General features: G+C 69.7%; 14 protein-coding genes. 12 read left to right on the plus strand and 2 right to left on the minus strand.

Translation table 11 applies throughout. The features are described 5' to 3' along the window. Window positions 1–8 precede the first annotated feature (8 nt). From map to truA, 8 genes are all read left to right on the plus strand, one after another. Window positions 9–845 carry a type I methionyl aminopeptidase gene (gene map / locus ABD207_RS18125; RefSeq protein WP_344014109.1) on the plus strand — a complete coding sequence of 279 codons (837 nt, stop codon included), beginning with the start codon at window positions 9–11 and terminating at the stop codon, window positions 843–845. Between the two features lie 151 nt (window positions 846–996). Next, entirely contained in the window at window positions 997–1218 is a 222-nt protein-coding gene (gene infA, locus ABD207_RS18130; protein ID WP_003948620.1) for a translation initiation factor IF-1, read from the plus strand. Window positions 1219–1280: 62 nt separating this feature from the next. Then, window positions 1281–1394: a 50S ribosomal protein L36 gene (rpmJ, locus tag ABD207_RS18135; RefSeq protein ID WP_003974245.1), complete on the plus strand. Its 114-nt coding sequence runs from the start codon at window positions 1281–1283 to the stop codon at window positions 1392–1394. A gap of 187 nt (window positions 1395–1581) precedes the next feature. Further along, complete coding sequence (gene rpsM / locus ABD207_RS18140; protein WP_167991146.1) at window positions 1582–1962, plus strand: 30S ribosomal protein S13; 381 nt, start codon at window positions 1582–1584, stop codon at window positions 1960–1962. Between the two features lie 66 nt (window positions 1963–2028). Continuing rightward, window positions 2029–2433 (plus strand): 30S ribosomal protein S11, encoded by a 405-nt coding sequence (gene rpsK, locus ABD207_RS18145; RefSeq protein ID WP_125496499.1) that lies wholly within the window; start codon window positions 2029–2031, stop codon window positions 2431–2433. A 205-nt stretch (window positions 2434–2638) separates the two neighbouring features. After that, window positions 2639–3661 carry a DNA-directed RNA polymerase subunit alpha gene (locus tag ABD207_RS18150; protein ID WP_344014110.1) on the plus strand — a complete coding sequence of 341 codons (1023 nt, stop codon included), beginning with the start codon at window positions 2639–2641 and terminating at the stop codon, window positions 3659–3661. 204 nt (window positions 3662–3865) lie between these two features. After that, complete coding sequence (gene rplQ / locus ABD207_RS18155; protein ID WP_344014111.1) at window positions 3866–4372, plus strand: 50S ribosomal protein L17; 507 nt, start codon at window positions 3866–3868, stop codon at window positions 4370–4372. Window positions 4373–4450: 78 nt separating this feature from the next. After that, the gene (truA, locus tag ABD207_RS18160) at window positions 4451–5305 is read left to right on the plus strand and encodes a tRNA pseudouridine(38-40) synthase TruA (protein WP_344014112.1); all 855 of its coding nucleotides are present in this window, start codon (window positions 4451–4453) and stop codon (window positions 5303–5305) included. Window positions 5306–5423: 118 nt separating this feature from the next. On the opposite strand, the gene ABD207_RS18165 is transcribed toward truA, so the two are convergent. Next, window positions 5424–6305, minus strand: coding sequence for a hypothetical protein (locus tag ABD207_RS18165; RefSeq protein WP_344014113.1), 882 nt, complete (start codon window positions 6303–6305; stop codon window positions 5424–5426). A 217-nt stretch (window positions 6306–6522) separates the two neighbouring features. Between ABD207_RS18165 and ABD207_RS18170 the strand changes: the two genes are divergently transcribed. The 4 genes from ABD207_RS18170 (at window position 6523) to glmM (ending at window position 10364) form a co-directional block, all read left to right on the plus strand. Beyond that, window positions 6523–7494, plus strand: a complete 972-nt coding sequence (locus ABD207_RS18170; protein ID WP_344014114.1) for a hypothetical protein — start codon at window positions 6523–6525, stop codon at window positions 7492–7494. Window positions 7495–7701: 207 nt separating this feature from the next. After that, window positions 7702–8145 carry a 50S ribosomal protein L13 gene (gene rplM / locus ABD207_RS18175; RefSeq protein WP_344014116.1) on the plus strand — a complete coding sequence of 148 codons (444 nt, stop codon included), beginning with the start codon at window positions 7702–7704 and terminating at the stop codon, window positions 8143–8145. A gap of 42 nt (window positions 8146–8187) precedes the next feature. Continuing rightward, window positions 8188–8700 (plus strand): 30S ribosomal protein S9, encoded by a 513-nt coding sequence (rpsI, locus tag ABD207_RS18180; RefSeq protein WP_167991157.1) that lies wholly within the window; start codon window positions 8188–8190, stop codon window positions 8698–8700. A 305-nt stretch (window positions 8701–9005) separates the two neighbouring features. Beyond that, complete coding sequence (gene glmM, locus ABD207_RS18185; protein ID WP_344014117.1) at window positions 9006–10364, plus strand: phosphoglucosamine mutase; 1359 nt, start codon at window positions 9006–9008, stop codon at window positions 10362–10364. Between the two features lie 70 nt (window positions 10365–10434). On the opposite strand, the gene coaA is transcribed toward glmM, so the two are convergent. Beyond that, the gene (gene coaA / locus ABD207_RS18190; protein ID WP_343997540.1) at window positions 10435–11424 is read right to left on the minus strand and encodes a type I pantothenate kinase; all 990 of its coding nucleotides are present in this window, start codon (window positions 11422–11424) and stop codon (window positions 10435–10437) included. Window positions 11425–11518: the final 94 nt, after the last annotated feature.

An 11518-nucleotide genomic window follows, 5' to 3' on the forward strand; every position in this document is an offset into this window, starting at 1 on the left:
TAGCCCCCATGGTGCAGATCAAGAGCCCTGAGCAGATCGCCAAGATGCGCGAGGCGGGGCTGGTCGTCGCTGCTATCCACGCGGCCACCCGGGAGGCGGCCGTCCCCGGGGCGACCACCAAGGATCTGGACCAGGTCGCCCGGAAGGTGCTCGCGGAGCACAACGCCAAGCCGAACTTCCTCGGCTACGGCGGGTTCCCGGCGACCATCTGCACCTCGGTGAACGAGGTCGTGGTGCACGGCATCCCCTCCGACGACGTCGTCCTCAAGGACGGGGACATCATCTCCATCGACTGCGGCGCCATCGTCGACGGCTGGCACGGCGACGCCGCGTACACCGCGTTCGTCGGCTCCGGTCACGCTCCGGAGCTGATCGAGCTGTCCCGCGTCACCGAGGAGTCGATGTGGGCCGGCATCGCGGCGATGAAGCAGGGCAACCGCCTGGTCGACATCTCCCGCGCCATCGAGACCTACATCCGCCGCCAGCCCAAGCCCGGCGGCGGCCGCTACGGGATCATCGAGGACTACGGCGGCCACGGCATCGGCACCGAGATGCACATGGACCCGCACCTGCTGAACTACGTCGACCGGCGCCGGGGCAAGGGCCCCAAGCTGGTCCCCGGCTTCTGCCTGGCCATCGAGCCGATGGTGTCCTTGGGCACATCGAAGACGGTCGTCCTGGAGGACGAGTGGACCGTGGTGACCACGGACGGCACCTGGTCCTCGCACTGGGAGCACTCCGTCGCCCTCACCGAGCAGGGCCCGCTGGTCCTGACCGCCCCCGACGGCGGCAAGGCCAAGCTCGCCGAGTACGGCATCACGGCCGCCCCCGATCCGCTCGGTTAAGGATCAGCCGGGTGGGGCAGACTTCCCCGATTCGTCTTTCCGGGTGCGCTGACGTAGACTGACTCGTCGGCTCTGGTGCACCCGCATGTCCGCATGCACGCAAGCGGTGCTCACAGGAGTCGATCAAGGTAGTCGATTCGAAGGGCGAAGCGTGGCCAAGAAGCAAGGTGCCATCGAGATCGAGGGCACTGTCGTCGAGTCTCTGCCGAACGCCATGTTCAAGGTCGAGCTCCAGAACGGCCACCAGGTCCTGGCACACATCAGCGGCAAGATGCGTATGCACTACATCCGCATCCTCCCTGACGACCGGGTCGTGGTGGAGTTGTCTCCGTACGACCTGACGCGTGGCCGGATCGTCTACCGCTACAAGTAGATCTTGCCCACGTCCCGCGTCAGCGGGGCCGCCGGCAACTGACCCGGAGAACCTCACATCCCATGAAGGTCAAGCCGAGCGTCAAGAAGATCTGCGACAAGTGCAGGGTGATCCGCCGTCACGGCCGGGTCATGGTCATCTGCGACAACCCGCGCCACAAGCAGCGCCAGGGCTGACGCACGACCTGCCCTCTGCCTTCCGCAGAGATTCGCGCGACGCGAGCTGAATATGTACATACGCAGGGCCCGAGCCGCACGCGGCTCGACACCCCCGGTTCGGAGGCCGGGGACCCAGTTCGTACCTGGTACGGCGGCTGGGAGCCGGTCCTGTGGAAGACCTCCGACAACCAACTGGAGCCATTGAATGGCACGCGTTTCCGGTGTTGACATCCCGCGCGACAAGCGCGTGGAGATCGCCCTCACCTACGTGTTCGGCATCGGCCGGACCCTTTCCAAGCAGACGCTGGCGGCGACCGGCGTCGACCCCAACACCCGCGTCCGCGACCTGACCGAAGAGCAGCTGGTCGCCATCCGCGAGTACGTCGACAACAACATCAAGACCGAGGGTGACCTCCGTCGCGAGATCCAGGCCGACATCCGCCGCAAGGTCGAGATCGGCACCTACCAGGGTCTGCGTCACCGTCGCGGTCTGCCCGTCCGCGGTCAGCGCACCAGCACCAACGCGCGTACCCGCAAGGGCCCGCGTCGCGCCATCGCCGGCAAGAAGAAGCCGGGCAAGAAGTAGTCCTCAGCGGACTTCGCCGTCCAGCGGTCTTCGCTGTAGGACCGACCACCTCCCGTAGGAGTACAGATGCCCCCCAAGGGACGTCAGGGCGCGACCAAGAAGGTGCGCCGCAAGGAAAAGAAGAACGTCGCTCACGGCCACGCCCACATCAAGAGCACGTTCAACAACACCATCGTTTCGATCACCGACCCGAGCGGCAACGTGATCTCCTGGGCCTCCGCCGGCCACGTCGGCTTCAAGGGCTCCAGGAAGTCCACGCCGTTCGCCGCGCAGATGGCCGCCGAGTCGGCCGCCCGCCGCGCCCAGGAGCACGGCATGCGCAAGGTCGACGTGTTCGTCAAGGGCCCGGGCTCCGGTCGTGAGACCGCCATCCGGTCCCTGCAGGCCACGGGTCTCGAGGTCGGCTCCATCCAGGACGTCACCCCGACCCCGCACAACGGCTGCCGGCCGCCGAAGCGCCGCCGCGTCTGACCTGACGCGAGGATCCTCCCCGCTGGGGTGATCGTCGCCGTCGCGCAGGACGTGTGCGTCGTCACGGTCCGTGGTTCCGGGCGGTACGGCCGAGTCATATCGGCCGTATCGCCCGTTACCCTTGCAGTACCCGCATCTGTGACCGGTGCGGTTTCCGTCGGGCGTCATATAGCGGTCGCCCACGAATGAAGGATCTGATCCACACATGCTGATCGCTCAGCGTCCCTCGTTGACCGAAGAGGTTGTCGACGAGTTCCGCTCCCGGTTCGTGATCGAGCCGCTGGAGCCGGGCTTCGGTTACACCCTCGGCAACTCCCTGCGCCGTACCCTCCTGTCGTCGATCCCCGGTGCGGCTGTCACCAGCATCCGGATCGACGGTGTCCTGCACGAGTTCACCACCGTGCCGGGCGTCAAGGAGGACGTCACCGACCTGATCCTCAACATCAAGCAGCTGGTCGTCTCCTCCGAGCACGACGAGCCCGTGGTGATGTACCTGCGCAAGCAGGGCCCGGGTCTGGTCACCGCTGCCGACATCGCGCCGCCCGCCGGTGTCGAGGTGCACAACCCCGACCTGGTTCTGGCGACCCTCAACGGCAAGGGCAAGCTGGAGATGGAGCTGACGGTCGAGCGTGGCCGCGGTTATGTCTCCGCCGTCCAGAACAAGCAGGTCGGCCAGGAGATCGGCCGGATCCCGGTCGACTCGATCTACTCGCCGGTGCTCAAGGTCACCTACAAGGTCGAGGCCACCCGAGTCGAGCAGCGCACCGACTTCGACAAGCTGATCGTCGACGTCGAGACCAAGCCGGCGATGCGTCCGCGCGACGCCATGGCCTCCGCCGGTAAGACGCTGGTCGAGCTGTTCGGCCTCGCCCGCGAGCTGAACATCGACGCCGAGGGCATCGACATGGGTCCGTCCCCGACGGACGCCGCCCTCGCCGCCGACCTGGCGCTGCCGATCGAGGAGCTCGAGCTCACCGTCCGGTCGTACAACTGCCTCAAGCGCGAGGGCATCCACTCCGTGGGCGAGCTCGTCGCGCGCAGCGAGGCCGACCTCCTCGACATCCGCAACTTCGGTGCGAAGTCGATCGACGAGGTCAAGGCGAAGCTGGCCGGCATGGGCCTGGCCCTGAAGGACAGCCCGCCCGGATTCGACCCGACCGCCGCCGCGGACGCCTTCGGGACGGACGACGACGCGGACTCCGGGTTCGTGGAGACCGAGCAGTACTGAGCAGTACTGAGCAGTACTGAGAGCTCGGGACTTCCGGTCCGTACTCGGGTGCGGGTGCGCTGTGCTTCATCGCGCAGTTCCCCGCGCCTCTTCCGGGCACGGCCCCTTCCGGGGCCTGTGCCCGGATCTCCGACAGGCGACCGCCTGCTCGGATACTGACCCCGGTACCTGATACGGCCGGGGCAGACACCTAGGAGAAACACGATGCCGAAGCCCACCAAGGGTGCCCGTCTGGGCGGCAGTGCCGCGCACGAGAAGCTGATGCTCGCGAACCTCGCGAAATCGCTGTTCGAGCACGGCCGCATCACCACCACCGAGGCGAAGGCCCGCCGTCTGCGGCCGTACGCCGAGCGCCTGATCACCAAGGCGAAGAAGGGCGACCTGCACAACCGCCGCCAGGTGCTCCAGGTCATCACGGACAAGAGCGTCGTGCACACGCTCTTCACCGAGATCGGCCCGCGGTACGAGAACCGTCCGGGTGGCTACACCCGCATCACCAAGATCGGCAACCGCCGTGGCGACAACGCGCCCATGGCCGTGATCGAGCTGGTCGAGGCGCTGACGGTGCAGCAGAAGGCGGTCGGCGAGGCCGAGGCCGCCACCAAGCGTGCGGTCAAGGAGGACGCCCTCAAGAAGGAGGAGGCCACCGAGGCCAAGTCCGACGAGGCGCCCGCCGCCGAGGAGTCGGCCGAGGAGTCGAAGGACGCGTAAGCATTCTTCGCTTCCCGTAGCGGGCTCGCTCCGATTCCAGGGGCGGGCCCGCTTCGCTGCTCCTGAGAGAATTCGTACGTGAGTGATGAAGTAGCGCCCGGACACGTCCGTATCCGTCTCGACCTGTCCTACGACGGGACCGACTTCTCCGGCTGGGCCAGGCAGGCCGGGGGGCGGCGGACCGTGCAGGGGGAGATCGAGGACGCGCTGCGGACCGTCACCCGGTCCCGGGAGACCTACGAGCTGACCGTCGCCGGACGCACCGACGCCGGGGTGCACGCCCGGGGACAGGTGGCCCATGTCGACCTGCCCGAGAGCGTGTGGCGCGAGCACCACGAGAAGCTGCTCAAGCGCCTCGCCGGGCGGCTGCCGAGGGACGTGCGGGTGTGGGCCCTGCGCGAGGCCCCCAGCGGCTTCAACGCGCGGTTCTCTGCCATCTGGCGCCGCTACGCCTACCGGGTCACCGACAACCCCGGAGGCGTCGACCCGCTGCTGCGCAACCACGTCCTCTGGCACGACTGGCCGCTCGACGTCGACGCCATGAACGAGGCCGCCCGCGGGCTGCTCGGCGAGCACGACTTCGCCGCCTACTGCAAGCGCCGCGAGGGCGCCACCACCATCCGCACCCTGCAGGAACTGAGCCTGGTGCGCGGTGACGACGGCATCATCACCGCCACCGTGCGGGCGGACGCCTTCTGCCACAACATGGTGCGCTCGCTGATCGGGGCGCTGCTGTTCGTGGGGGACGGGCACCGGCCCGCGGACTGGCCCCGCAAGGTCCTGGACGCGGGCGTACGGGACTCGGCCGTGCATGTGGTGCGGCCGCACGGGCTGACCCTCGAGGAGGTCGGCTACCCGGCGGACGAGTTGCTGGCCGCGCGCAGCAAGGCGGCCCGCAACAAGCGGACGCTGCCGCCGCGGGGCTGCTGCTGAGATCTCCGGGGGCTTCTGAACAAGCCGCTTGAAGAAGCCTCTGGTGAGCGCTTCGGAGAGGCGTGAGGGCCGGATCCGTCCGGGCGGGCCGGCCCTCGGTGCGCCTGCTCGTGCGCGGCTACTCGTTCGCCGCTGCCGACGCCTGGGCCTCGCCCCGGCGGCGGATCTGACGGAACGTGAACTCGGCGAGGTCGTCGCCGGCCGAGAAGACGACCTTGTCCTTGGTCGTCACGTCCTTGCCGTTGGTGAAGCCGGCCAGGGTGAAGTAGGCGTAACGGCCGTAGGAGTTGACGGTGGAACGGCACACCGCGCCGTCGCAGAACTCCTTGACCCCGCCGCCCGCGAGGGACTTGATGATGCTCTTCTTGTCGGCCTGCTTCTTGGCCTCGAGCGCCTGCGCCTCGGTGTCGAAGACCGCCACGCCGACCGTCACCGCCACGTTGTCCTTGGTGTAGCTGACGCGTATCAGGCGGGTGCAGTCGTTGTCCGTGAGCACCTTGGGCAGCGTCGCCTTCGCGGCCGACGCGCAGTTGCGGGTGTCCGCCGTGGGCCCCTTCTTGTACACCGTCTCACCCATGGTGAGCTGGGTGCCGGGGAAGAGGATGTCGGGCCCGAGCGGGGCCCGGTCCTTCTTGACGTCGGAGATGAAGTCCTTCGGATCCAGCGGTGGCGGCGCACTGGTGGGTGCGAACGACGGCACGGTGCTGGTCGCGCTCGGTATGTCGGCGGCGCCGGGCAGCTGGGAGGACGGGCCGCCCGCCGTCTCGTTGCCGCCGCCGGCGGAGACCACGGCCAGCGCCACCGCCGTGCCTATCGCGATGGTCGCGAGCGCGCCGCCGCCTATGAACAGCAGCCGTCGCCGCCTGGCGCGGGCCTCGGAGGCCTCGGCGAGCGCGGCCCAGTCGGGGGACTGGCCGGAGCTGCCGCTGTTCCAGGGCTGCTGAGAATGCGGTTTCCAGGGATCCCACTGTTGCTGAGAGCCCCCCTGCCCATAACTCATGGGGCGCATCTTAGACGGGCTCCAGGGCGTGCTGGTCCGTCCCAACGGGCCGCGGAGCCCGTAGCGTTACGCCCGTGGTGAGGCGCAAATACGACATCTCCGGGTGGTTGGTGCGACCGGCCGGCAGGGCCCCGTGGACGGGGTCCGGTGCGGTGCTGAACGCGCCGGCGGCACGCGCGGTGCGTGTGACCTCGGACGGGGCCCGGACGGCCGGTCCGTGCAGCGGTGTGCGACGGACCGGCGGCCGGTCGCGGTGCCGGGTCTGATCGCGGCGGCGGCCGCGGAACCGTTCTCGTTCGCGCATCTCACGCCCTGGGACGGCCGGCCGGTCCTCGCCTGTCTGGCGCTTCCGCTGTGCCTGCTGCCGGCGAGCCGGGGCCGGTGGGTGACGGCGGGTGCGCTGACCGGAGTGATCGTCGTACTGGAGCCGCTGCTCGCGCCGGTGGCGCTGCTGTTCGTCTTCGCGCGCCGGTGGCGGGCGCTGGCCGTGCTGCTTCTGGTGTCCGGGGCCGTGTCGGGGGCGGTGCCGCTCGGGGTGTCCGGGGCCGTGTCGGGGGCGGTGCCGCTCGGGGTGTCCGGGGCCGTGTCGGGGGCGGTGCCGCTCGGGGTGTCCGGGGCTGGGCCGGTCCCGCCGGGGTTGCCGCGGGCGCCCGCCGAATGGATCTGCCTGCTCGCGGCGGCGTCCGGGGTCCTGTGCGCGTACCGGCGCTGGAGTGCGGGGGACGCCGGACCGCTGCGGCTGCTCGAGACGGCCACCGGGCTGATGCTCTCGGCGCTGCTGGTCGCCCGGCCGTCGTACGAGTGCTCCCTGCTGATCGTCGTGCCCCTGCTGCTGGCCGGGGCGCGGTACGCCGGGTCGGCGGCGCGGCGGCCCCGGATCTGGCTGGCGCTGGTGCCGCAGCTGCCAGGGCTGCCTTTTCCGGGGCTCCCGCGGGGAAGGCGGCCGGCGCTGCGCGGCGCCTTCACGCTCTGTGCACTGACGGTGTCCGCACTGACGCTGGCCGGCGCCGCCGTACGTCGGCCGCGGCGGACCCGGAGGCGGCGGTCGGCCCTCGAGCGACCGGACCCTGCGTGCGACGACGCTCCGCAGGCCCCCGGCCCCGTGACTCGTGGCTGTGCGGCAGCCGACCCACCAGGGGCTTTAGAATCCAAGGAGTGCGTGCAGTCCGCGCAGGCCGACTCGTTTTGACCCGTCCGGCCGAGCGTGGGTATTCTGCATGTTCGTTATGTGTATTGGCTTGCTCATTCTCACGTGAGGGGCCCTTACACCGGTCCACCGGGCCGATGACCAGCGACCAGCACGCGGCTTGCGTCACCGCAGTGCGGTCAGGGCTGTCGTGATCGCCTTCGGTGACCTTGTCAGGACCATTCACTGAAGAAGCAAAGGCTACGAACCGTGCGTACGTACAGCCCCAAGCCCGGCGATGTGACGCGCCAGTGGCACGTCATCGATGCCCAGGACGTCGTCCTGGGCCGTCTGGCCTCCACTGCTGCCTCCCTCCTGCGTGGCAAGCACAAGCCGATCTACGCACCGCACGTCGACACCGGTGACTTCGTCATCATCATCAACGCCGACAAGGTGCACCTCTCCGGCAACAAGCGGACCCAGAAGATGGCGTACCGCCACTCCGGCTACCCGGGTGGTCTGCGCTCCGTCCGTTACGACGAGCTGCTCGCGAAGAACCCCGAGAAGGCCATCGAGAAGGCCGTCAAGGGCATGCTGCCCAAGAACTCCCTGGGCCGTCAGATGCTCTCGAAGCTGAAGGTCTACTCGGGCGACCAGCACCCGCACGCTGCTCAGCAGCCGGTGCCGTTCGAGATCAGCCAGGTCGCGCAGTAAGTCCGGCCACCCCCTAAGACTGAAGAGAATCTGAGGAGAATCGTGGCCGAGACCACTGCTGAGCAGCCGCTCGAAGAGCTTGACATCGACAGCTACACCACCGAGTCCGAGGCCCCCGTCGAGGGGGAGTACACCTCGGAGTCCATGGCGTCCCGCTTCGGCGAGCCCCAGCCGGCCGCCGGCCTGGGCCGCCGCAAGAACGCCATCGCCCGCGTCCGGATCGTCCCGGGCACCGGCAAGTGGAAGATCAACGGTCGCACCCTCGAGGACTACTTCCCGAACAAGGTGCACCAGCAGTCCGTGAACGAGCCCTTCAAGGTGCTCGAGCTCGAGGGCCGCTACGACGTCATCGCCCGCATCTCCGGCGGCGGTGTCTCCGGTCAGGCCGGTGCGCTCCGTCTGGGTGTCGCCCGTGCGCTGAACGAGGCGGACGTCGACAACAACCGTGGCCCGCTGAAGAAGGCCGGCTTCCTGCGCCGCGACGCCCGTGCGGTCGAGCGGAAGAAGGCCGGTCTGAAGAAGGCCCGCAAGGCTCCGCAGTACAGCAAGCGCTGATCACGCGCCTGCCTGTACTCCGAACGCCCCGGCGGCACGCCACTGTGCTGCCGGGGCGTTCGTGTTTCACTGACGTGGGCGTATGACGCCACCATGCGCTCAGCGGCTAATGTGATCGGATGGTCGTGCGGCCCGTCCCGGCGGCGCCGCCGAGGGCCGGGCCGCTCCGGATGCCGCCGGCTGCCGGGCGATGCGGAGCCGCACTCGCATCGCGCCTCGTGACCTCGCGACCGTCCAGCGCCTCGGCGCCCCTACCGACGTCGCCACGGCGCGGTTTCGATACTGATGCTTCCTCAGGAGGACAAGTGGGACGACTCTTCGGCACGGACGGCGTGCGCGGTGTCGCCAACGCGGACCTGACCGCGGAGATGGCCCTCGGCCTCTCCGTGGCCGCCGCGCACGTGCTGGCCGAGGCGGGCACGTTCGAAGGGCACCGGCCCACGGCGGTGGTCGGGCGCGATCCGCGCGCCTCCGGGGAGTTCCTGGAGGCCGCCGTCGTCGCCGGTCTGGCCAGCGCCGGCGTGGACGTGCTGCGGGTCGGCGTGCTGCCCACGCCCGCCGTCGCCCACCTGACCGCCGCGCTCGGCGCCGACCTCGGCGTGATGCTCTCCGCGAGCCACAACGCCATGCCGGACAACGGCATCAAGTTCTTCGCCCGCGGCGGCCACAAACTCGCCGACGAGCTCGAGGACCGTATCGAGGCCCTCTACGAGGAGCACCGCACCGGTGCGCCCTGGGACCGGCCGACCGGCGCCGGCGTGGGCCGCGTGCGGGACTACCACGAGGGCCTCGACACCTACGTCGCCCACCTCGTCGGCGTCCTGCCGAACCGGCTCGACGGGCTGAAGATCGTCCTCGACGAGGCGCACGGCGCGGCCTCCCGGGTGTCGCCGGAGGCGTTCAGCCGGGCCGGCGCCGAGGTCGTCACCATCGGTGCCGACCCCGACGGGCTCAACATCAACGACGGCTGCGGCTCCACCCACCTGGACAAGCTCAAGGCGGCCGTCGTCGAGCACGGCGCCGACCTCGGCATCGCGCACGACGGGGACGCCGACCGCTGCCTGGCCGTGGACCACACCGGCGAGGAGGTCGACGGGGACCAGATCCTCGCCGTGCTCGCGCTGGCGCTGCGGGAGCGGGGCGCGCTGCGCTCGGAGACCGTCGTGGCGACGGTGATGTCGAACCTCGGCTTCAAGCTGGCGATGGAGCGCGAGGGCATCCAGCTGGTGCAGACCGCCGTCGGCGACCGGTACGTCCTGGAGGAGATGAAGGAGCGCGGATACGCGCTCGGCGGCGAGCAGTCCGGGCATGTCATCGTGCTCGACCACGCCACCACCGGCGACGGCACGCTCACCGGTCTGCTGCTGGCCGCGCGGGTCGCCCAGACGGGCCGCACGCTGCGCGAGCTGGCCTCGGTGATGGAGCGGCTGCCGCAGGTGCTGATCAACGTCCCGGACGTGGACAAGTCCCGGGTGAAGACCTCGCCGGAGCTGGCGGCGGCCGTGGCCGAGGCGGAGCGGGAGCTCGGCGAGACCGGCCGGGTGCTGCTGCGCCCCTCCGGGACCGAGCCGCTGGTGCGGGTGATGGTCGAGGCGGCCGACAGCGACCAGGCCCGCACGGTCGCCGGCCGGCTGGCCGATGCCGTGAAGTCCGCGCTCGGCTAGCCCGCGGCCTGGATTGATGACGCGGCACCGCTTCCCTGGAGGGAAGCGGTGCCGCGGCTTTCTATGACCCCTACAGCTTGCGCAGGCTGAGGCGCTGCACCTTGTGGTCCGGGCCCTTGCGCAGCACCAGGGTGGCCCGGCCCCGGGTGGGGGCGATGTTCTCGACCAGGTTGGGCTTGTTGATGGTCCGCCACATCGTGCGGGCGTAGTCCAGGGCCTCCTCCTCGGAGACCTGCGTGTACTTGCGGAAGTACGAGGACGGGTTCTGGAACGCGGTTTCCCGCAGCCGCTTGAAGCGGTCGAGGTACCAGCGCTCGATGTCCTCGGGGCGGGCGTCCACGTACACGCTGAAGTCGAAGTAGTCGGCGAGACCGACCCGGGTGCGCCCGTCCTTGCCCGGCAGGGCCGGCTGCAGGACGTTCAGCCCCTCGACGATCAGAATGTCCGGCCGGCGCACGACGAGCTTCTCGTCGGGCACGATGTCGTACTTCAGATGCGAGTACACCGGCGCGGTGACCTCGTCCTTGCCGGCCTTGATGTCGGCGACGAACCGGGTGAGCGCGCGGCGGTCGTACGACTCCGGGAACCCCTTGCGCGACATCAGGCCGCGGGCCTGGAGCTCCTTGGTCGGCAGCAGGAAGCCGTCCGTGGTCACCCGCTCGACCCGGGGGTGCTCGGGCCAGCGCGACAGCAGGGCGCGCAGCAGCCGGGCCACGGTCGACTTGCCGACGGCGACGGAACCGGCGACCCCTATGACGAACGGTGTGCCCGACTGGGAGCCCTGCTCGCCCAGGAAGGTGTTCAGCGCTCCGCGCAGGCCGTCGGTGGCCTTGACGTAGAGATTGAGCAACCGGGACAGCGGCAGGTAGATGTCCCGCACCTCGTCGAGGTCGATGACGTCACCGAGACCGCGCAGCTGTTCGACCTCCTCGGCGGTGAGCGGCAGCGGCGTCTTGTCGCGCAGCGCACTCCATTCGGCGCGGGTGAGATCGACGTAGGGAGTCGTCTCCGGCCGCTGCCGGTGGGCGCTCCGGGGTGTCGAGGAGACCTGTGAGATCACAGTCCATTGTTATCGCTGTTTGAACGCGATGGCGGGTGGGGTGTGTCACGTCAGTGCCCGCACCCACGGCGCCCGCCGGGCCGGGCCTCCTCTC

Origin of the sequence: Streptomyces thermospinosisporus (assembly GCF_039526425.1) — a bacterium.
GTDB lineage: Bacteria > Actinomycetota > Actinomycetes > Streptomycetales > Streptomycetaceae > Streptomyces > Streptomyces thermocarboxydovorans.

Coding starts and splice junctions, on each gene's coding strand:
- map (WP_344014109.1), top strand. CDS start 9: ATGGTGCAGATCAAGAGCCCTGAGCAGATCGCCAAGATGCGCGAGGCG.
- rpsM (WP_167991146.1), top strand. CDS start 1,582: ATGGCACGCGTTTCCGGTGTTGACATCCCGCGCGACAAGCGCGTGGAG.
- rpmJ (WP_003974245.1), top strand. CDS start 1,281: ATGAAGGTCAAGCCGAGCGTCAAGAAGATCTGCGACAAGTGCAGGGTG.
- ABD207_RS18150 (WP_344014110.1), top strand. CDS start 2,639: ATGCTGATCGCTCAGCGTCCCTCGTTGACCGAAGAGGTTGTCGACGAG.
- rpsK (WP_125496499.1), top strand. CDS start 2,029: ATGCCCCCCAAGGGACGTCAGGGCGCGACCAAGAAGGTGCGCCGCAAG.
- ABD207_RS18165 (WP_344014113.1), bottom strand. CDS start 6,305: ATGAGTTATGGGCAGGGGGGCTCTCAGCAACAGTGGGATCCCTGGAAA.
- rplQ (WP_344014111.1), top strand. CDS start 3,866: ATGCCGAAGCCCACCAAGGGTGCCCGTCTGGGCGGCAGTGCCGCGCAC.